Source organism: Ruegeria halocynthiae (genome assembly GCF_000743705.1).
Classification (GTDB): domain Bacteria; phylum Pseudomonadota; class Alphaproteobacteria; order Rhodobacterales; family Rhodobacteraceae; genus Ruegeria; species Ruegeria halocynthiae_B.
In genome coordinates this window covers 845,666-864,647 of sequence record NZ_JQEZ01000003.1, presented here as the reverse complement: position 1 = coordinate 864,647, position 18,982 = coordinate 845,666, and the positions used below count along the sequence as shown (strand labels likewise).

Annotated in this window: 22 protein-coding genes and 1 riboswitch; of the genes, 12 read left to right on the top strand and 10 right to left on the bottom strand. The window is 59.5% G+C overall.

The window, feature by feature from the left end:
• Window positions 1-4: 4 nt before the first annotated feature.
• On the bottom strand, window positions 5-589 hold the full coding sequence (petA, locus tag JT51_RS14870; protein WP_037314405.1) for a ubiquinol-cytochrome c reductase iron-sulfur subunit: 585 nt from the start codon (window positions 587-589) through the stop codon (window positions 5-7).
• Between the two features lie 485 nt (window positions 590-1,074).
• Between petA and JT51_RS14865 the strand changes: the two genes are divergently transcribed.
• Entirely contained in the window at window positions 1,075-1,518 is a 444-nt protein-coding gene (locus tag JT51_RS14865; protein WP_037313978.1) for a c-type cytochrome, read from the top strand.
• Between the two features lie 12 nt (window positions 1,519-1,530).
• On the opposite strand, the gene JT51_RS14860 is transcribed toward JT51_RS14865, so the two are convergent.
• Window positions 1,531-2,145 (bottom strand): FMN-binding negative transcriptional regulator, encoded by a 615-nt coding sequence (locus JT51_RS14860; RefSeq protein ID WP_037314402.1) that lies wholly within the window; start codon window positions 2,143-2,145, stop codon window positions 1,531-1,533.
• Between the two features lie 44 nt (window positions 2,146-2,189).
• On the bottom strand, window positions 2,190-2,798 hold the full coding sequence (locus tag JT51_RS14855) for a glutathione S-transferase (protein WP_037313961.1): 609 nt from the start codon (window positions 2,796-2,798) through the stop codon (window positions 2,190-2,192).
• A 140-nt stretch (window positions 2,799-2,938) separates the two neighbouring features.
• A riboswitch (FMN riboswitch) is annotated at window positions 2,939-3,086 on the top strand.
• Between the two features lie 72 nt (window positions 3,087-3,158).
• On the opposite strand from JT51_RS14855, the gene JT51_RS14850 reads away from it, so the two are divergent.
• The 5 genes from JT51_RS14850 to cobO all read left to right on the top strand — a co-directional run bounded on the left by JT51_RS14850 (window position 3,159) and on the right by cobO (window position 7,077).
• Window positions 3,159-3,599 (top strand): 6,7-dimethyl-8-ribityllumazine synthase, encoded by a 441-nt coding sequence (locus JT51_RS14850; protein WP_037314400.1) that lies wholly within the window; start codon window positions 3,159-3,161, stop codon window positions 3,597-3,599.
• 94 nt (window positions 3,600-3,693) lie between these two features.
• Complete coding sequence (gene aroC / locus JT51_RS14845; protein WP_037313958.1) at window positions 3,694-4,794, top strand: chorismate synthase; 1,101 nt, start codon at window positions 3,694-3,696, stop codon at window positions 4,792-4,794.
• Window positions 4,778-5,440: an HD domain-containing protein gene (locus JT51_RS14840; protein WP_037313955.1), complete on the top strand. Its 663-nt coding sequence runs from the start codon at window positions 4,778-4,780 to the stop codon at window positions 5,438-5,440. The genes aroC and JT51_RS14840 overlap by 17 nt, the downstream gene beginning before the upstream one ends.
• A 44-nt stretch (window positions 5,441-5,484) precedes the next feature.
• Window positions 5,485-6,420 carry a DMT family transporter gene (locus JT51_RS14835; protein WP_037313952.1) on the top strand — a complete coding sequence of 312 codons (936 nt, stop codon included), beginning with the start codon at window positions 5,485-5,487 and terminating at the stop codon, window positions 6,418-6,420.
• A gap of 57 nt (window positions 6,421-6,477) precedes the next feature.
• The gene (gene cobO / locus JT51_RS14830) at window positions 6,478-7,077 is read left to right on the top strand and encodes a cob(I)yrinic acid a,c-diamide adenosyltransferase (protein ID WP_037313949.1); all 600 of its coding nucleotides are present in this window, start codon (window positions 6,478-6,480) and stop codon (window positions 7,075-7,077) included.
• A gap of 33 nt (window positions 7,078-7,110) precedes the next feature.
• Here the strand turns inward: cobO and JT51_RS14825 are convergent, their stop codons facing one another.
• From JT51_RS14825 to JT51_RS14805, 5 genes are all read right to left on the bottom strand, one after another.
• The gene (locus JT51_RS14825) at window positions 7,111-7,308 is read right to left on the bottom strand and encodes a hypothetical protein (protein WP_037313946.1); all 198 of its coding nucleotides are present in this window, start codon (window positions 7,306-7,308) and stop codon (window positions 7,111-7,113) included.
• 219 nt (window positions 7,309-7,527) lie between these two features.
• On the bottom strand, window positions 7,528-9,096 hold the full coding sequence (locus JT51_RS14820) for an alkaline phosphatase D family protein (RefSeq protein WP_037313943.1): 1,569 nt from the start codon (window positions 9,094-9,096) through the stop codon (window positions 7,528-7,530).
• A 134-nt stretch (window positions 9,097-9,230) separates the two neighbouring features.
• Window positions 9,231-9,596: an SPW repeat domain-containing protein gene (locus JT51_RS14815; protein WP_037313940.1), complete on the bottom strand. Its 366-nt coding sequence runs from the start codon at window positions 9,594-9,596 to the stop codon at window positions 9,231-9,233.
• A gap of 107 nt (window positions 9,597-9,703) precedes the next feature.
• Window positions 9,704-10,654: an AraC family transcriptional regulator gene (locus JT51_RS14810; protein WP_037313938.1), complete on the bottom strand. Its 951-nt coding sequence runs from the start codon at window positions 10,652-10,654 to the stop codon at window positions 9,704-9,706.
• Between the two features lie 126 nt (window positions 10,655-10,780).
• Window positions 10,781-11,647: a branched-chain amino acid aminotransferase gene (locus tag JT51_RS14805; protein WP_037313936.1), complete on the bottom strand. Its 867-nt coding sequence runs from the start codon at window positions 11,645-11,647 to the stop codon at window positions 10,781-10,783.
• 159 nt (window positions 11,648-11,806) lie between these two features.
• Between JT51_RS14805 and JT51_RS14800 the strand changes: the two genes are divergently transcribed.
• The 6 genes from JT51_RS14800 to dxs all read left to right on the top strand — a co-directional run bounded on the left by JT51_RS14800 (window position 11,807) and on the right by dxs (window position 17,064).
• Window positions 11,807-12,319 (top strand): MarR family winged helix-turn-helix transcriptional regulator, encoded by a 513-nt coding sequence (locus JT51_RS14800; RefSeq protein WP_037313931.1) that lies wholly within the window; start codon window positions 11,807-11,809, stop codon window positions 12,317-12,319.
• On the top strand, window positions 12,316-13,017 hold the full coding sequence (locus JT51_RS14795) for a response regulator (protein ID WP_037313920.1): 702 nt from the start codon (window positions 12,316-12,318) through the stop codon (window positions 13,015-13,017). Before JT51_RS14800 ends, JT51_RS14795 begins: the two co-directional genes overlap by 4 nt.
• Before the next feature lie 69 nt (window positions 13,018-13,086).
• Window positions 13,087-14,013, top strand: a complete 927-nt coding sequence (locus tag JT51_RS14790; protein WP_037313919.1) for a histone deacetylase family protein — start codon at window positions 13,087-13,089, stop codon at window positions 14,011-14,013.
• Complete coding sequence (locus JT51_RS14785) at window positions 14,010-14,252, top strand: exodeoxyribonuclease VII small subunit (RefSeq protein ID WP_037313918.1); 243 nt, start codon at window positions 14,010-14,012, stop codon at window positions 14,250-14,252. Before JT51_RS14790 ends, JT51_RS14785 begins: the two co-directional genes overlap by 4 nt.
• Window positions 14,253-15,119, top strand: a complete 867-nt coding sequence (locus JT51_RS14780; RefSeq protein ID WP_037313917.1) for a polyprenyl synthetase family protein — start codon at window positions 14,253-14,255, stop codon at window positions 15,117-15,119. It abuts the gene before it with no gap.
• Window positions 15,120-15,135: 16 nt separating this feature from the next.
• Entirely contained in the window at window positions 15,136-17,064 is a 1,929-nt protein-coding gene (dxs, locus tag JT51_RS14775; protein WP_037313916.1) for a 1-deoxy-D-xylulose-5-phosphate synthase, read from the top strand.
• A gap of 250 nt (window positions 17,065-17,314) precedes the next feature.
• Here the strand turns inward: dxs and JT51_RS21790 are convergent, their stop codons facing one another.
• On the bottom strand, window positions 17,315-17,548 hold the full coding sequence (locus JT51_RS21790) for a hypothetical protein (protein WP_152563358.1): 234 nt from the start codon (window positions 17,546-17,548) through the stop codon (window positions 17,315-17,317).
• Window positions 17,549-17,773: 225 nt separating this feature from the next.
• A complete protein-coding gene (locus JT51_RS14770; RefSeq protein WP_200876091.1) occupies window positions 17,774-18,817 on the bottom strand; it encodes a dimethylarginine dimethylaminohydrolase family protein in 1,044 nt (347 codons plus the stop codon).
• Window positions 18,818-18,982 lie beyond the last annotated feature (165 nt).

Here is an 18,982-nt window from a genome sequence, read left to right as displayed (position 1 = left end):
CCCCTTAGCCGAGCTTGATGGTGGAATCGTCCACCCATTCCACGGGCGGAATGGGCAGGTTCTCAGGCGCGGGGCCTTTGCGGATACGACCGGCAAGGTCGTAGTGTGAACCGTGGCATGGGCAGAACCAGCCACCAAAGTCGCCTGCGTCACCCAATGGCACACAGCCCAGGTGGGTGCAGACGCCCATCTGAACGATCCAGGCACCCGGCGCTTCGCCTTCGGGCGATGGCATGACGCGGTTGGCGTCTGTTGCCGGTGCATCGGCGTTCAGGTTGAGGTTGCGGGCCAGCGGATCAGGCAGGGCTTCGACGCCTTCGGCATCCTGTTCCTGCGCTTCCTGAATCTCGGCACCGGTGCGGTGACGGATAAAGACAGGCTTACCCAGCCACTTTACGGTCAGCTGCGTGCCCGGTTCGACACCGCTGACGTCCTGACGGATCGACGACAGCGCCTGAACGTCTGCCGATGGGTTCATTTGGTTGATCAGGGGCCATACGGCTGCACCCGTCGCAACGACACCTGCGCCGCCAGCGACGTAGTAGAGGAAATCTCTGCGGGTGCCTTCGTGGTCTTCTGCGTGGGACACGAGGTTTTCTCCGATTCCGGCGCCCGCGGTAGCGGGCAAACATGCATCAGCACCGCATCAAAGCGGCGTCTCATCGCGGCTATCTAGCCGGGAGAAATCGGTTCGTCCAGCGGTCATAGGCGCGCACTACGCCGCATCTGGGCATTCATGTCACAACGTAACGGCGAAATTTCAAGGTACAGACGGGGTTGAACGCGGCGTTTTGCCGATCGTTCCGCCCTTGAACCAACGCGATTCGGTGCAGCAGCCTGCCTGGTGCAAAGACGCACCCGCCGCTGGTTTCAGACGGTCCAAAAGCGCCTGACGATCAAAGTTTCGCCCGGATCCTGCCATGTAATTTTCAACTTTTACGTGTTTTCGTGGCAGATAAATTAAGCATAAAAAATAGATATTTCTGAAAAACCCAAAGGCGTTGGATTTCGATTGCACTTTTAACGCGAATGCAGGAAGGGGCGGAATCTCCGAAACTCAGCAGGATTCCTCTTATGCCAAAGCTTTTCGCAATCGCGCCGCTCTTTGCACTGGCACTTTCGTCTCAGGCCCTGGCCGCCGGCGATCCCGAAAAAGGTAAGAAACTCTATAACCGCTGCTCCTCGTGCCACGCGATCATCAAAGATGACGAGGTTCTGGTCAAAGGCGGCATCACCGGACCGAATCTTTATGGCGTTGTGGGTCGCGTCGCCGGAACCGAGTATGACTACCTCAATGGCAGTGAACGTCTGCCCATCGGCATGTTCACCGATGACCTGATCCGCGCCGGAGACGAAGGTCTGGTCTGGACCGAAGAAAACATCATTGCGTATACAAAAGATCCGATCGGATTCATTCAGGAGTATCTGAATGACGAAACCGCGCGCCCGAACATGAGCGTCAAGCTGAAGAAAGGCGCCGAACACATCGCTGCCTATCTGGCCACGTTCAACGAATGACCAACTGGCTGGTCACGTGTCTCGCATCAACGTGGCCAGCTTTTCCGGGGCGTTGCCCAATCCGTCCGCTTCCACATGATCCGCAGCCAGCAGCCGCACGTCGTCGGGCTTGTTCTGGTTCAGCTTCCAAGTGCCCTGAATATCGGTGATGTGCATCCGGCACGGAACAATCATGCGCATCATGCGGTCCAGCGCATCACCGGTCATCTTATCCGCCCGCCATGGCGGCTTGGGTCGCAACTGGTTCTCAAAAAACGCGGTTTGCCGATCCAGCAGGTCGCGCAGTTCGTTTTGCGGGCGCCATTCCAAATGACCAGTCAAATGCACAGCCACATAATTCCATGTCGGCACCTGATCCGCGATCCCATACCAGTCGGGCGAAATGTACCCATCCGGCCCGGATACAGCCAACCGGGCAGAACGTGGCACCTTCAGGGCGCGGACAATGGGGTTCGAACGGACCAGATGCAGTTCCGCAAGCGATCCATCCTCGCTCAGCAAGAAAGGAATATGGCTCAGCAGCGGGGCGTCATCCGTCGATAGGGCCAGCACACCAAAGCCACGTTCGCGGGCCAGGGCGATGTGACGGGAGCGCGCTTCGGTGCGAAAGGCGGGGTTCGGGTGAATAGCGGTTCTCCTGACGGAATGACTTGCAGATTCGGACGTATTGATCAGCCTGGCGGGCGTGTGGCGGCCATGCTGGGTCGCTCGCTGAACTCGGCATGCCAAGCGGCCAGGGCATCATTGCCCTTGCGCCAGCCCCGCGCATCATGACGCAGGTCCAAGTATCCCAGCGCACAGCCCACGGCGATCTGCCCCATGTCCAGCGGCCCTGACAAATGCGCCATCCAGCGCTGGTTCAACACGGCACAGGCGCGTTCGATCTTACTCCATTGCGCCTCAAGCCAGCCGTCCCATTGCTTGTCCTCTGGCCGGATTCGGGTCTCATAAGCCATTGATACGGCCGAATCCATTATGCCATCCGCCAGTGCCTCAAGCGTCAGCACATCCCAGTGCCCGGCCCCGTCGGAATACATACCCGACTGCGCCCGTGCATCCAGAAAGGCACAGATCACCCGGCTATCAAACAAGGTCGGGCCATCTGGCCTCTCCAGCGCCGGAATTCTGGCCAGCGGTGCCTTGGCCAGCAAAGGTTCCGCCGGGGCCAGTGGGGTACTGGCGATATCGACCACCTCGACATCGTTAAGCTGATCAGTTTCATGCAGCAAAACCATAACTTTACGCACATATGGCGACATCGGACTGTGATAGAGTTTCATTCACGCTCTCCTTGATAGCGCCGACCTTACAACACGGTTGCCAAAACAAAAGCCCTCGCTTCTTCTGGCCTTAGGCATCCTGCGTCAGGACACAAAGACTCGACACCCTTGCGGAACGGGCCGCATGTTGGCAAAACCCTCCCTGTTCTCAGGGCGGGGTGAAATTCCCCACCGGCGGTAAGCGGGCCATGACCCGTAAGCCCGCGAGCGGCCCCGGCCTTCGGGGTGACAGCAGATCTGGTGAGAAACCAGAGCCGACGGTCAAAGTCCGGATGGAAGAGAACGTGCAGCGGGCCAACCAACGGCGCGTCTGCTCGTGATCGCCTTGGGTGACGTGTCTGTTTTGAGAAGGAGATCATGATGACACACACCCGCTATGCTTTTATCAAAGCAAACTGGCATTCCGATATCGTTGACCGCGCGCTGGAGGGCTTTCAAGAGCTTATCCCAGCCGGTCAGATCGACGTCTTTGACGTTCCCGGCGCGTTCGAGATGCCCCTGCTGGCCCGCGACCTTGCCCAGACCGGCCGTTATGCTGCCGTGGCCTGCGCGGCCTTTGTTGTGGATGGCGGCATCTATCGCCACGATTTCGTGGCTCAGGCCGTGGTCGATGGGTTGATGCGCGCCGGGTTGGACACGGGCGTTCCGGTCCTGTCGGTTTCGCTGACCCCGCATCAGTATCAGGAAACCGATCACCACAACGCGATCTACCGCGCCCATTTCGTGGACAAGGGACGCGAGGCGGCGCAAGCGGCGCTGAAAATCACCGAAACCCGCGCCGCGCTGACCAGGGCTGCGTGACCGGAACGGGTTGGGGCCACACAGCCCCAACCGCAAATCCGCTTGAGGCCGGGGGCCTTGCCCGCTAATCACAACGCTCAAAGGAGCACGCCCCATGTCGATGAACAGCTTTGGACATCTTTTCCGCGTCACCACCTGGGGCGAAAGCCATGGGCCCGCTTTGGGTGCAACCGTCGATGGCTGCCCGCCGGGCGTCACCATTGACGAAGCCATGATCCAGCACTGGCTGGACAAGCGCAAACCGGGGCAGAACAAGTTCACCACCCAACGCCGCGAGCCCGATCAGGTGAAAATCCTGTCCGGCGTGTTCGAAGGCCAGACCACCGGCACGCCTGTACAGCTGATGATCGAAAACACCGATCAGCGCTCGAAGGATTACGGCGATATCATCGACAAGTTTCGCCCGGGCCATGCTGATATCACCTATTGGCAGAAATACGGCATCCGGGATTATCGCGGCGGCGGGCGCAGCTCGGCCCGTGAAACCGCATCGCGTGTGGCCGCCGGGGGGCTGGCGCGCGAGGCGATCAAGCAGATCGCGCCAAATGTACAGATCACCGGCTTTATGACCCAGATCGGGCCGCATAAGATCGACCGGGGCAATTTCGACTGGTCCCAGATCGAACAGAACCCGTTCTGGACGCCGGACGCGCAGGCCGCGCGGGATTGGGCTGCCTATCTGGATGATCTGCGCAAATCCGGAAACTCGGTCGGCGCTGTGGTCGAGGTGGTCGCGCGCGGCGTTCCAGCCGGGATCGGCGCGCCGGTATATGCCAAGTTAGACACTGATCTGGCCGCCGCGATGATGTCGATCAACGCAGTCAAAGGCGTTGAGATTGGCGAAGGCATGGCAGCCGCCGAACTGACTGGCGAGGCCAACGCGGATGAGATTTTCATGGGTCAGAACGGCCCGCAATACAGCTCGAACCACTCGGGCGGGATTCTGGGCGGCATCTCGACCGGGCAGGATCTTGTGGTGCGGTTCGCGGTGAAACCGACCTCATCCATCCTGACCACGCGCAAGACCATCACCAAATCCGGCGAAGAAACCGAGATCATCACCAAGGGCCGCCACGACCCCTGCGTCGGCATCCGCGCCGTTCCGGTGGGTGAGGCGATGATGGCCTGCGTGATCCTGGATCACCTGTTGCTGCACCGTGGACAAATAGGCGAGAACCGTGGACGGATCGGCTGATCTGCGGTCCCGCCTGCGCGCCGTCGTCGCGCAGCGCATGGCGACCGATCCGGCCCATGATCTGGCCCATCTGGACCGGGTCTGGATGAACGCGCAGGCCATCGCTGACGATCAGACTGACATGCCGGTGCTGCTGGCCGCCAGTTACCTGCATGATCTGGTCAACCTGTCCAAAGACGATCCCGAACGTCATCTGGCATCGCGCAAATCGGCTGAGGAATCAGAGTCTATTCTGGCCAAATTGGGCTATGATCCAGGCCAGATCCGCGCCATCACACACGCGATTGAGGCGCATAGTTTTTCGGCCAATATCACGCCGGAATCGCCCGAGGCCTGCATTCTGCGCGATGCAGACAGGCTGGATGCGCTGGGCGCGATTGGCATTGCGCGGAACTTCTCGGTTTCAGGGGCGTTGGGGCGGTCGCTTTATGACCCGGCGGATCCATTTGCCGCGCACCGTCCGCTGGACGACCTGCATTATTCGATAGATCACTGGAAGATCAAGCTGCTGCGCCTGCCCGGCGATATGCTGACCAAAACAGGCAAAGAAATCGCACAGCGAAGAACCACGCGCATGATCCGGTTTCTGGAAGACTTTGCACAAGAGATTGGCGGCACCCTGCCGGTCGATTGGACAGATCAGTAAACGACGCGTTGATCTTTTCCAGCCAAAGGCGCAGGGTCGCGCCGATGGCAAAACCTTTAACATCGCATCGACCTGCCCTGGCCGTGACGCTGAAGTTAAGCGCCCTGGTTTTGTTCACCGTGATGCAGGCGTTGATCAAAGCCCTGTCCGCCGATTTCCCACCCGGCGAGATGGTGTTCTTCCGCTCTCTCTTTGCCGTTCCGATCATCATCGTCTGGCTGACCTGGCGTCGAGAGTTGAAGCAGGGTTTGGTTGTCAAGAAACCCATGGGCCATTTCTGGCGCGGCGTGCTGGGCACAACGGCGATGGGGCTGACGTTCACCGGCCTCAGCCTGCTGCCTTTGCCCGAGGTCACGGCAATCGGCTATGCCACTCCGATCTTCACGCTGATTCTGGCCGCATTCATGCTGGGTGAACGCATCCGAATGATCCGCATCGGCGCGGTAGCCATCGGCCTGCTTGGGGTGCTGATCATGATCTGGCCCCGTTTGGGCGGAAACAACATGGACAGCGCCGCCACAATCGGGGCGCTGTGCGTCCTGGCCGCCACCATGGCGCGGGCGTTTGTGCAGATCCACATCCGGCAACTGGTGCAGACCGATCACCCCGCCGCCGTTGTGTTCTATTTCTCGGTGACCGCGACCCTGCTGTCGGGGATGACGGCATTCTGGGGATGGGTCATGCCCAATTGGGAACAGGCGGCGTTGTTGATTCTGGCCGGGCTGATCGGCGGGGTGGCGCAGATTCTGGTGACATCTTCGTATCGCTTTGGGCAGGCGTCGATGCTGGCACCTTACGACTATACCTCGATGCTGTTTGCCATTGCCATCGGGTACGTCTGGTTCAGCGAACTGCCTACACTGGTGATGCTGGCGGGTGCGGCGCTGGTGATTGCGGGCAATATCGTGGTGATCTGGCGCGAACATCAGCTGGGGCTGGAACGCAGCAAAGCGCGCGCTGCAACCGATCCCAAGGCCTGACCTTTACCTTTGCCGAACTTCCCCTAGGGTGTGCCCGACACAAGATGAGGGTTTCCCATGAGCGACGCGCAGGATCACAAGGAAAAAATGCAAGAGGTGCAGGCCAAGCACCGCAAGAAAGTGTCCGAGACGGTCGATCCCGGCCGGGGGCTGGTGCTGATCAATACCGGCAAGGGCAAGGGCAAATCCTCAGCCGCATTCGGCGTGGTCATTCGTGCGCTTGGCTGGGGTCAGAAGGTGGCCGTGGTGCAGTTCATCAAGGGCAAGTGGAAAACTGGAGAGCGGCGATTCTTTGAAGAGCGCGATCTGGTCACCTGGCACACGATGGGCGAAGGTTTCACATGGGATACCCAGGATCGTGAACGCGACATCGCCGCCGCAAACGCTGCTTTTGACAAGGCGCGCGCGCTGATGGCTGGCGGCGAATATGATCTTGTGGTTCTGGACGAAATCAACATCGCGCTGCGTTATGAATATCTGTCGGTAGAACAGGTCATCGACGGCCTGAAAGCGCGCTCGGACAAGACCAGCGTTTTCTTGACCGGTCGCGATGCCCCACAGCCCCTGCGCGACTATGCCGATCTGGTCACGGAAATGACCGAAGAAAAACACCCGTTTCAGGCCGGGATCAAAGCCCAACGCGGCGTGGATTTCTAAGAGCTATGCCTCAACAGCCCCGATCAGGGGCTGTTACGCAGGCGGGTTTTCGTTGAGATACCTGACCGATCCGCGTCGGCTGGCGGCGCTGTCCGGAAGGGTTCGGGCCGGATCATCCTCTGCGGCGGGGGTCTGTTTGTCGACATAAGCGCAATAGTCATCGTCACAACAGCACCCGCAGGCGGTGGCCGCCTCGTGCCGTGCCATGATTTCATCCATCGGATCGCCCATTTCCAACCCTCTGCCCGCGCCGCCGCCCCGGCAATTCGTTTTCGGGGCGGCGGCCAGCCCTCACCATGTCATGCGCTAAGCCCGCAGACCGCCCCGAAACCCGGTGCCGGACGTTATCCTGTCCAGCGTTACGCGTTATCTGATTATTTTTGTCGGGAATTTCAAGGGTAAAATATGCCGCGCCCCAAGGCGACCCCCAGGGCGCGGCAAATCGGGTGATCATATCCCTTGCGGCTGCGGGTCGAGCGTAACCGACCAAAGGGCGGTATCGACGCGATCCATCAGGCGCACGGTCATTTGCTGGGTGTCCGCGTCGATATCCACCAGGCCAAAGAACTGCAGCCCCGCGCTGGGCGGCAGGTTTGCCCCCTGCTCTTCGGTTGGCGCTTTGACGAATTTCACTTCGGGGCCAAAGGTGCCGTCCAGCGCATTCGGACCAAAGGTTCCGGCATGCAATGGGCCTGATACAAACTCCCAAAACGGCTCGAAATCCTGAAATTGCGCTTTGTTAGGGTCATAATAATGCGCAGCGGTATAGTGAACGTCGGCTGTGAACCAGACCGTGTTGGTGACCCCTGCTGTCTTGATGAACCGCAGCAAGTCGGCGATCTCCAACTCGCGCCCTATGGCTGGTCCGTTGTCACCGTTCGCGATTGCCTCGGCCCCAGCCTGTTCCTTCCAATTGTCCCAGACGATCAGCCCGATTGGCATGTCGGATGCGATCACCTTCCACGTCGCGTCAGACGAGGCCAACTCGCGTTTCAGCCACGCCAGTTGCTCGGCCCCCAGGATGCGGGACTGATCGGTGATGTCTTGCTCCATGGACGGCCCGTTCGGCCCGCGATAGCTGCGCAGGTCCAGAAAGAATACATCCAGCATCGGACCGTATGAGATTTTGCGATACACCCGCCCCGGTTCCGCTGGTGTGATCCGCAGCGGCGTCATCTCGTGAAACGCCCGCGCGGCGCGGGATTGCAACACATGCACCGATTTCTCAGAGTAGCGATCGTCCGAGATCAGGTCCTTGGCGTCCGACCAATTGTTCACAACCTCATGGTCGTCCCACTGAAAAAACGTCGGGCACACCGCATTCATCGCACGCACATGCGCGTCCATCATGTTGTATTTCCACTGTCCCCGAAATTCGTCCAGCGTTTCGGCCACTTTGCGTTTCTCGTCGATCAGGGTGGTGTTTTTCCAGATCAGTTGGCCGTCTTTTTCAACCTCATCCTGCATCGGACCATCGGCATAGATTGTGTCGCCGGAATGGATAAAGAAATCCGGCCGGTGCTGCGCCATGGTCGCATAGGTGCGCATACCCTCGTCATCTATGCCCCAGCCCTGACCGGCAGTATCGCCCGACCAGGCAAAGCGGATATTGCGGCGCGCGGTCGGGGCGGTGCGAAATTGCCCTACAATAGGCTCTGATGTAACGTTGATATCGCTCAGATCAGCGGCCACGAAGCGATAGAAGATGTCCTGATCCAAAGGCAGCCCCTGAACCAGCCGCTTGACCGCGAAATCGCTGTTCGGGATTGCGTCCAACGGCGTTAACTGGCGGGCATCCGAAAAGCTCTGGGTGGTCGAAACCTCCATCATCACCCGTGATGGGCGGTCTGTACGGGTCCAGATCATGCCAGACGTGGTATCAACATCCCCCGACTGCACCCCATGGGTGAAAACAGGGCGCGCGGACGCGCGGCTGATTGCGGGCGTCGCCAGCGATGCGGCAAAGGCGGTGCTGCCCGCCAAAAAGGCGCGACGGTTTGGGCGAAGGATTCGGGTCATTGGGGCTCTCCTGTCTGGTGACCTGTGGGTGGTCACGCGATTGGTGAGCAGCAGTGAGCCGCCTGTTTGTAAAACAAGCGGCTCAGATTCTTGAAAGTATCACGATGATATTGTGACACCCATGGAAATCAGGCTCAGGCGGTTGCGCCCTGTTCCGGTGCGCTGAGCGTGATGACGGCGACCACTGCCGCACCGTTCAGCCAGTAGTATATCGCATCCAGCCCCGAGAACCCAAACAAGCTGGGCGCGGCCAGGAACGTGACGCCAACAATCAGGTCCACGGTCAGGTGAAACTTATAGGGCAGAACGCGCCAGATCCCCAGATGGTGATCAGTCAGCACGGTCAGCACAAAGGCCGCCATCCCGGTAACCACCGACAGCCACAGGGCCATCGGATTGGATTGCCCAAGCCCCAAAACAAAGGGCAGCACCATCAACGCAAATGCGACCGGGTAATCAAGATAAGCGTGAACGGTGCGGGTAACGAAACGGACAGACATGAATTTTCCTTTCCTGGCTTGGCATGCTTCCAAGGTAGGATTGGCAATTCGAACGGTTAGTCCGGATCGTCCGCAAGATATTGCAGATCGTTCAGAAATCGGGCGTTTCAGTGAATGGCCCGATAGGCCGCCGGTGACACGCCGATCTGCTTCTTGAACACCCGCGAAAAGGCGGCCTCGGACGCATAGCCGACCTCGGCCGCAGCATCCGCGACGTTCCACCGGCTTTCAGTCAGCCCATGGCAGGCGATCTGCATCCGCCAGTCGGTCAGATACTGCATCGGCGTCGCAGCCATCTTTTCGGCAAACAGCTGGGCGAAGGCGGTGCGCGACATGCCAGCCTCGCGCGCCAACGCTTCAACGCTCCATTCATGCGCCGGGGCCTGATGAAAAGCGGTCAGCGCGCGCGAGATGCGAGGGTCGGCAAACCCGGCAAGGGCGGTGTCGCTGGGGCTTTGAAGTTCAAGATGGGCGCGAATGGCCTGTGCAAACAGAATTTCCGACAGTTTCAGCGCAATCAGATCACCGCCGATCCGGGCGCCGCCGACCTCGGACCCGATCATGCGCAGGGTGGCCTCGATCCAGGCCCCGGCCTCTTCGCCATAATTCTCGATCAGGATATAGGGCGGCAGCCGGTCGATCAGCATATGCCCGGTGCCCTGCCGCCCCGGCGGGCCAGTGAACGAGAAATGCCCACAGATCAGCTGGGTATCGCGGCTTTTGTCCTGACCGCCATAAACCAGAACACCATCGCCCTGATATCCGGCCTCTTCCAGCACCTGCTCCAACGGCAGGGCGTCCAGTGGGTTGACCTCATTGCACAGCAAGGCATGGGCCGCCCCGTGGGGGATCAGGATCAGATCGCCTTGTTTCAGACGCAGGGTTTCCCCCGTGTTAGAGACATAAACCTTCAACTCACCCCGCTGAACAAAGTGGAACCGGGCGACATTTTCAAAAGCCGGAACCTGAATGCCAAAGGGTGGTGTGAACGACGTGCGAAAGTAGAAAGTACCCCGCAACGACAGGCGGGTGAGGATATCACTGAGCAGGTCTAACATAGGGGTAACCTATACCCGGCTGCGCATTCGTCCAGTCATCTGAACGATCTGCACAAAAGCTTGAACGACGGGCAAAGAAAAACCCCCGCCAAAAGCGAGGGTTCCCAATACCATTGTCCTGAAAGATCAGGCGCGCACCAGCGCCTCATAGTCTGCGGCGATCTCGCGGGTGATGTCGCCAACCGCAAAGGTATAGTCGCCGATCTGACCCACCGGGGTGACCTCGGCCGCCGTGCCGGTCAGCCAGCACTGTTCGAATTCGGCCATCTCTTCGGGCTTGATGCGGCGCTCGTGGACGGTAAGGCCCTTGTCCTTCAGCATCTGGATCACGGTCTGGCGGGTGATGCCGTTCAAAAAGCAATCGGCCAGCGGGGTGTGCACCTCACCATCCTTGACGAAGAACACATTGGCACCCGTGGCCTCGGCCACGTAGCCGCGGTAATCCATGAACAACGCATCCGAGCAGCCCTTGGCCTCGGCCTTGTGCTTTGAGATGGTGCAAATCATGTACAGACCGGCCGCCTTGGCGTGCACCGGGATGGTTTCCGGACTGGGCCGTTTCCATTCTGCGATATCCAGCTTGGCACCCTGCATCTTGGCGTCGCCGTAATAGGCCCCCCACGGCCAGACAGCGACGGCCATGCGCACCGGGTTTTTCGCCGAAGCGACACCCATATCCTCACCCGAACCACGCCAGACCAGCGCGCGTACATAGGCGTCCTGCAACCCGCTGGCTTTCAGCGCTTCTTCCTTGGCGGCTTCGATCTGATCCACGTCATAGGGCATCGGAATATCCAGCGCCTCGGCCGAGGCGATCAGACGTTCGGAATGTTCGCGGCTTTTGAAGATTTTGCCGTTATAGGCGCGTTCACCTTCGAAGACCGAAGACGCATAATGCATCGCGTGAGACAGGATATGCACATTGGCCTCGCGCCAGGGCACCAGTTTGCCATCCATCCAGATGACACCGTCTCGATCGTCATACCCCGCCATGCGAAACCTCCTGAACTGGGCTGAATTTTCAATTATTGCGCTGATTAAGTCCGGACCGGACATAAAGTTGCGCAAAAACTGCGATTCGATACCTCTCTGCCCTTGGAATGTCAATAACGCTGACATAAACTCGGACCCGAGTAACGAATGAGGCGTACCATGTCGGACACCCGCCCCGCCCAGACCTATGGCGGTGAGAGCCTGTTGTTTTTGACCGACGAACAGCTGCGGCAAGGGATCGAGGCGATGTTTTTCGCCTATCGCGGCTTTACGGCGGACCCTGATCGCATTCTAACACAGATGGCCTATGGGCGGGCACACCATCGCGCCATCCACTTTATCAACCGCGCGCCGGGCACCACGGTCAACAACCTGCTGGCGATCCTGGGGGTGACGAAACAGTCGCTGAACCGGGTGCTGCGGACATTGATCGACGATGGGCTGGTCGAAAGCCGCGTGGGTAGCATGGACAAACGCGAGCGGCATCTGTTTCTGACGGACCAGGGCAAGGCGCTGGAGGCCAAACTGTCCGAGGCCCAGCGCGTGCGGATGCGTGCCGCCTACAAGGAAGCCGGCCCCGAAGCGGTGTCAGGTTTTCGTAAAGTGCTTGAAGCAATGATGGATGCTGATATGCGTCATGCTTACACGAAACTGCGGGATACCACCTCATGAGCGATATGGACGCCCACCTGTTGATCGTCGACGATGACGAGCGCATTCGCGATTTGCTCAAGAAATTCTTGATGCGAAACGGATTTCTGGTGACGGCGGCGCGCGATGCGGCCCATGCGCGGCGGGTGTTATCCGGGCTGGACTTCGACATGATCGTTCTGGACGTGATGATGCCCGGTGAGGATGGCGTCAGCCTGACCAAATCGCTGCGTGAAACCCATGCCACGCCGGTTCTTCTGTTGACCGCACGCGGCGAGACCGAGCACCGGATTGCCGGGCTTGAGGCAGGGGCGGATGACTATCTGGCCAAACCGTTCGAGCCGAAAGAGCTGTTGTTGCGCATCAATGCGATCCTGCGGCGGATGCCCGAAACTCCGGCGCAGGATGCGGCGACCAAAATTCTGAACCTCGGCCCGATCCGGTATGATGTGGAACGGGGCGAGATGTGGCAGGGTGAAGATCCGGTGCGCCTGACGGCAACGGAAAGCCAGTTGATGAAGATCTTCTCGACCCAGCCCGGAGAGCCGATCAGCCGCGCCAAGCTGGTCGAGGATCTGGGCCGCGACAAAGGTCAGGCGCAGGAACGCGCGGTGGATGTGCAGATCACCCGGCTGCGTCGCAAGATCGAACAGGACCCCAAGCAGCCGCGTTACCTGCAGACAGTACGCGGGGCCGGGTATATGTTGGCGCCGGATTGATTTGGCCGCTGCGCGGCGGTTTTATGCCTTCGGCGAGGATACTTGTAGCCAGATGAACAGGGGACCCAGATGACCACCGCTCTTTTGACCCATGCCGACTGTCTTGAACATGTGACCCCGGAGGGGCACCCCGAGCGGGTGGCGCGGCTGGAGCATATCCTGCACGCGCTGGAATCGCTGGACCTGAATCGGAAAACCGCGCCTTTGGCGGCGGATGACGATCTGTTGCGCATCCATCCGGAATCGCACATCCGGGACATTCGCAGCAACCGCCCAACCGAAGGGTACCGGCAGATTGACGGCGATACCTTCATGTCTCCGGGTTCGGTCGATGCGGCCTATCGCGCCGCCGGGGCGGTCGTGCGGGCGGTGGATATGGTGCTGGGCGGCGAGGCCCCGAATGCGTTCTGCGCAATCAGGCCCCCGGGGCATCATGCCGAAACGGAAACGGCCATGGGGTTTTGTCTGTTTGGCAATGCGGCTCTGGCGGCAAAGCACGCTTTGGACCATCACGGGCTGAACCGTGTGGCCATTGTTGATTTTGATGTGCATCACGGCAACGGAACCCAGGACCTGCTGTGGGATGAGAAACGCGCGCTGGTGATCACCAGCCAGCAGATGCCGCTGTGGCCCGGTTCGGGGCGCGCGGATGAGACCGGTGCGTTTGAAACCGTTCTGAACATCCCGCTGGCCCCCGGCACCGGTGGGGCTGAAATGCGCGCGGCTTATGAGGCGCAGGCGTTTCCGCGTCTGCGGGCGTTCAAGCCCGAACTGATCATCATCTCGGCCGGGTTCGACGCCCATCAGGATGACCCGCTGGCCGAATTGAACTGGTCCACCGGGGATTTCGCCTGGCTGACCGCGGAATTGTGCGGGATTGCCGAGGAGATGTGTGATGGCCGTATCGTCTCGACTTTGGAGGGCGGGTATGATCTGAACGCGCTGGCCGAGGCCACACGCGCCCATGTGGAAGAACTGATGAAGGCAGCCCGATGACCGATACCCCCGTTGACCAGATGACATTCGAACAGGCCATGAAAGAGCTGGAGGCTGTGGTCGGCCAGCTTGAGCGCGGCGATGTGGCGCTGGACCAGTCCATCGCGCTGTATGAACGCGGGGCGGCACTAAAGAAACGCTGCGAGGATGAGCTGAAGCGGGCCGAGGAAAAGGTGGCGGCGATCACGCTGGACGCAGATGGCCAACCGACTGGGACAACGCCTGTCGAAGGTCAGTAAATGTTTCGCGACAAGCTAGCGCAGGATGCGTCGCGCATTCAGGATCAGTTCGATCTGGTTCTGGGCGCGCTGGACGATCTGGATGTGACCCGAGCGATGGCCTATGCCACGCAGGGCGGCAAGCGGTTGCGCGGATTTCTGGTGCTGGAAAGCGCTCGTCTGCATGGCGTTGATACGGGCCGCGCGATCTGGCCCGCCACCGGGATCGAAGCGCTGCACGCCTATTCGCTGGTGCATGACGACCTGCCCTGTATGGACGATGACGACCTGCGTCGCGGACGCCCGACAGTGCATGTGAAATGGGACGAAGGCACCGCCGTTCTGGCCGGAGATGCCTTGCAGACCCTTGCTTTTGAGCTTTGTACACGGCCCGAGGTTGGCCCGGCCGAGGTTCGGGCGGAACTGGCTTTGACACTGGCCAAAGCCAGCGGGGCACAAGGGATGGTTCTGGGTCAGGCGCTGGATATTGCGGCGGAAACCGCTGCGGCCCCGTTGACGCTGAACCAGATTACGCAGTTGCAGGCGGGCAAGACCGGTGCGCTGATCGAATGGTCGGCCAGCGCAGGTGCGTATCTGGCGCAGGCGGACCCCGAACCATTGCGCCAATATGCCCGCGCGCTTGGCCTTGCCTTTCAGATCGCCGATGACATTTTGGATATTGAGGGTGACGTGTCGAAAGCCGGAAAGCGGCTGCAAAAAGACACTCAGGCTGGCAAGGCGACCTTTGTCTCGTTGTTGGGGCTGGATGCGGCCAAAGCCCGTGCGGCAGACCTGGTGGATCAGGCCTGCGCTGCATTGGACGGGTACGGGCCCGGGGCAGAAACCTTGAAGGATGCCGCCCGCTTCGTTATTGCCCGGGACAGCTAAGCCAGGAACGCGCCACATGTCTGACCGCCCGAATACGCCCCTGCTGGACCTTGTAGGTCGCCCTGCGGACCTCAAGCAGTTCTCGGATGAGCAATTGCACCAGATTGCCAGCGAACTGCGGGCTGAGACAATCTCGGCTGTGTCGGAAACCGGGGGGCATCTGGGCGCGGGTCTGGGTGTTGTGGAGCTGACCACAGCACTGCATGCCGTTTTCGATACGCCACGCGACAAGATCATCTGGGATGTGGGACATCAGTGTTATCCGCATAAAATTCTGACGGAACGCCGTGATCGGATTCGCACGCTGCGCCAGAAGGGTGGCCTCAGCGGGTTCACCAAGCGCAGCGAAAGCCCCTATGACCCATTTGGCGCGGCGCATTCCAGCACCTCGATCAGCGCGGCGCTTGGTTTTGCCGTTGCCCGTGATCTGGGCGGTGTCACCCCCGAGGGGCTGGGCGATGCGATTGCCGTGATTGGCGACGGGTCGATGTCGGCAGGCATGGCGTTCGAGGCGATGAACAACGCCGGCCACCTGAAAAAACGCCTGATCGTGATCCTGAACGACAATGAGATGAGCATCGCCCCGCCCGTCGGTGCGCTGTCCAGCTATCTCTCTCGGATGTATGCCGAAGCGCCCTTTCACGATCTGAAAGCCGCCGCCAAGGGCGCAGTGTCGCTGCTGCCGGAACCCTTCCGCGAAGGGGCCAAGCGCGCCAAGGAGATGCTGAAAGGCATGGCCGTGGGCGGAACGCTGTTCGAAGAGTTGGGCTTTTCGTATCTCGGCCCCATCGACGGGCACGATATGGATCAACTGCTGCCGGTTCTGCGCACGGTCAAGGCGCGGGCGACCGGTCCGATCCTGATCCATGTCCTGACGAAAAAAGGCAAAGGCTATGCCCCGGCGGAACAAGCCCGCGACAAGGGTCATGCCACTGCTAAATTCGACGTGGTGACGGGCAAGCAGAAAAAGACACCGTCCAACGCGCCCTCCTACACCTCGGTCTTTGGCAAGACATTGGTGGATGAGGCCGCGCGCGATGACAAGATCGTCGCCGTCACGGCCGCGATGCCCGATGGCACCGGGCTGAATCTGTTTGCGGAACGCTATCCTTCGCGCTGCTTCGACGTGGCGATTGCGGAACAGCACGGTGTCACCTTTGCCGCAGCATTGGCGGCTGGCGGGATGAAGCCGTTCTGCGCGATGTACTCGACCTTCCTTCAACGCGGCTATGATCAGGTTGTCCATGATGTGGCCATTCAGCGCCTGCCTGTGCGCTTTGCCATCGACCGTGCGGGTCTGGTGGGGGCCGATGGCGCAACCCACGCCGGATCGTTCGATGTCGCCTATTTGGCCAACTTGCCCGGTATTGTGGTCATGGCCGCCGCTGATGAAGCCGAGCTGATGCATATGATCGCCACCGCTGCCGCACATGACGACGGTCCCATCGCGTTCCGCTATCCGCGTGGCGAAGGCGTGGGGGTCGATCTGCCCGAACGCGGCGAAGTGCTTGAGATCGGCAAGGGCCGCATGATTCAGACCGGCGCGCGCGTGGCGCTGCTGTCCTTTGGCACCCGCCTGGCCGAGGTTCAAAAGGCCGCCGAGGCCCTCTCGGCCCGGGGCATCACCCCAACCATCGCCGACGCCCGCTTTGCCAAACCGCTGGATCGCGAGCTGATTCTGGATCTGGCCGCAAACCACGAGGCCCTGATCACCATCGAAGAAGGCGCCGTCGGCGGTTTTGGCAGCCACGTGGCGCAGCTTTTGGCGGATGAGGGCGTGTTCGATCACGGGCTGAAATACCGCTCGATGGTCTTGCCCGATATCTTCATTGATCAAGCCAGCCCGGCGGACATGTACGCCGTTGCGAGCATGAATGCAGAGCACATCGAAGCCAAGGTCCTGTCGGTTCTTGGCGTGACAACCATCGGCGAAAAACGCGCTTAGGCGACATTGATCAACCTGTGGGTTTAGGGAAAATGGTGCCTCAAGAGGGACTCGAACCCCCGACCCTGTCCTTACGAATTTTGGCGTCGTGTCGTTGCACGGAGCCGGATCGCGCCATAGGTTACCACATAAGGCCTTATAATTAATTGACTAATTCGGGCTTCACCATTAAAAGCCATTGCACAGCGTTTCAGAACGTTTGACGAACACGCCCTACTAATGTCCTACTAACTCAATTAGTAGGACCCTACTAATTGACCCCACCCCATCGACGGCATCCCGAAAAGCTTGCTCTCAGGCAACCCCGTTCCGGCAGAGTTGGAGAAATACAAGAGGAAATCGCCAGCCCTTGCGCGCCAGTTGTTGCAAACGGTCCGGACAGCGGATCGATGAACGCTATTTGCACTTTTTCCTGCGCTGCAGCGATTCCTGCAACCAGGCTAGCGGCAAGCGCAGTAGCCATCATCAAATTCAATTTGTTCATTTCTTTCTCCCTATTGACATCTGTCGGTAGGTTTCGGCCTGCCGAATGATCCACACCCAGGTGGGCGATCCGTCACGGAAGCATCCTATTAAGGCAGGTAAAAATTGATCAATTCCTGCATCTTGGGGTATTATCAATAGTGTGCAGGATGGTAGGTTGATGGATATTGCCAAGTTGTTTGTTTGTCGGTCGTCGGATGCATTGCAACAGTTGCGCTTCTTCCACCTAATCGGCCCAGACTGCATCGCGTACAAGCGGGTTGGTTGAGCAGTGAATTCCGCCGCCGCCAAGTTGCATTTTGTCGTAGGGGATCTGGATCACTTCGACATTGGCACGCGCAAGCTTGGCCAGCGTATTGTCAGACGTGCCTTCGGCCATCAGAACGCGGCGCGGACTGAGCGCGAGGCAATTTACAATCCAGTCACTGTCTTCCGCCTCGCAGGACAGCAACTCAATCCCCGATTTTTCGAGAAAGTCAATGAAACTGAATGGAAGCTGGCTCTGATTGACCATAGCCAGATCCTTGTCCAGCATCACAAAGACCCTGTCGATATGCAGAAGATATCCGTTCATGTCGATGACGATCAGATCGATGTCAGCGCGTTCAAGAACGTCACGCAGCTGGTCGATTCCCTCGTCATTACCGCGAACCGATCTTGCAACAACAGCGGTGGTTTTGTTGATCCGCGCGTAGGAGCCACCTGCCAGCATTCCGGTACCGGTCACCGTGCGCAATATGGGCATACCCAGGCCTGCAAGAGTCCGCGTTGCCGTCAGTTCTTCGCCCTGCCGAATTCTCGGACCCATCCGGCCGATGACGGCACCGCCGTCCAACACGATGACCGGGTCGCGCGTATAGCAACTTTTCAGAAGCGGCGCGGCCACACCCTGCATTTCGATGACTTCGATGCCCTCGGATTTMAGAACATCAACCATTCCGTCATGCTGTTGCTGCATGTCCGCGACAGACGGCAGTTCTTGCCCCTGCCAGTACCAGCCAACCTCGCGGTCTCCGTATGTTCCAAGCTCTTCAATCCGTTTGTTCGGGTCGAGGATTGACAGTTCGGCTCCCGGGCGGTGCACTAGGATCGAACGTATCTTACCAAAATCATTGTCACAGCCCCACTTGCGGCCCCAGATCTTTTCCTGACGGTCGGGCGTTTCAAATGAGGGTTCCGGTTCGGATCCGAACATCTTGATTGTGGCTTGATACGCTTCAGCCGGAGTCATCGGCAGACGTTGGGTTGACGGTGCCTTGTCATGTTTCATTGCTGGTCTCCGAACGATGGCGGGGCCGTGCCCCACGTGATGTCGGAAACAATATTGCTGGCCTGAGCGCGGTCATATCCAAAAAAGCTGATGCAAATTTTGCAAAACACGATGGAATGAAATCAACGAATGCGAGTGACCAAGATTGGGCGTCAACTGGACACC

Excerpts from the sequence above, each read along its gene's own strand:
- JT51_RS14855 (WP_037313961.1), bottom strand. The coding sequence starts at position 2,798 with ATGAAACTCTATCACAGTCCGATGTCGCCATATGTGCGTAAAGTTATG.
- JT51_RS14795 (WP_037313920.1), top strand. The coding sequence starts at position 12,316 with ATGAGCGATATGGACGCCCACCTGTTGATCGTCGACGATGACGAGCGC.
- JT51_RS14790 (WP_037313919.1), top strand. The coding sequence starts at position 13,087 with ATGACCACCGCTCTTTTGACCCATGCCGACTGTCTTGAACATGTGACC.
- JT51_RS14780 (WP_037313917.1), top strand. The coding sequence starts at position 14,253 with ATGTTTCGCGACAAGCTAGCGCAGGATGCGTCGCGCATTCAGGATCAG.
- JT51_RS14865 (WP_037313978.1), top strand. The coding sequence starts at position 1,075 with ATGCCAAAGCTTTTCGCAATCGCGCCGCTCTTTGCACTGGCACTTTCG.
- JT51_RS14815 (WP_037313940.1), bottom strand. The coding sequence starts at position 9,596 with ATGTCTGTCCGTTTCGTTACCCGCACCGTTCACGCTTATCTTGATTAC.
- JT51_RS14825 (WP_037313946.1), bottom strand. The coding sequence starts at position 7,308 with ATGGGCGATCCGATGGATGAAATCATGGCACGGCACGAGGCGGCCACC.
- JT51_RS14810 (WP_037313938.1), bottom strand. The coding sequence starts at position 10,654 with ATGTTAGACCTGCTCAGTGATATCCTCACCCGCCTGTCGTTGCGGGGT.
- JT51_RS14800 (WP_037313931.1), top strand. The coding sequence starts at position 11,807 with ATGTCGGACACCCGCCCCGCCCAGACCTATGGCGGTGAGAGCCTGTTG.
- JT51_RS14785 (WP_037313918.1), top strand. The coding sequence starts at position 14,010 with ATGACCGATACCCCCGTTGACCAGATGACATTCGAACAGGCCATGAAA.
- dxs (WP_037313916.1), top strand. The coding sequence starts at position 15,136 with ATGTCTGACCGCCCGAATACGCCCCTGCTGGACCTTGTAGGTCGCCCT.
- JT51_RS14805 (WP_037313936.1), bottom strand. The coding sequence starts at position 11,647 with ATGGCGGGGTATGACGATCGAGACGGTGTCATCTGGATGGATGGCAAA.
- cobO (WP_037313949.1), top strand. The coding sequence starts at position 6,478 with ATGAGCGACGCGCAGGATCACAAGGAAAAAATGCAAGAGGTGCAGGCC.
- aroC (WP_037313958.1), top strand. The coding sequence starts at position 3,694 with ATGTCGATGAACAGCTTTGGACATCTTTTCCGCGTCACCACCTGGGGC.
- JT51_RS14835 (WP_037313952.1), top strand. The coding sequence starts at position 5,485 with ATGGCAAAACCTTTAACATCGCATCGACCTGCCCTGGCCGTGACGCTG.
- JT51_RS14850 (WP_037314400.1), top strand. The coding sequence starts at position 3,159 with ATGACACACACCCGCTATGCTTTTATCAAAGCAAACTGGCATTCCGAT.
- JT51_RS14820 (WP_037313943.1), bottom strand. The coding sequence starts at position 9,096 with ATGACCCGAATCCTTCGCCCAAACCGTCGCGCCTTTTTGGCGGGCAGC.
- JT51_RS21790 (WP_152563358.1), bottom strand. The coding sequence starts at position 17,548 with ATGAACAAATTGAATTTGATGATGGCTACTGCGCTTGCCGCTAGCCTG.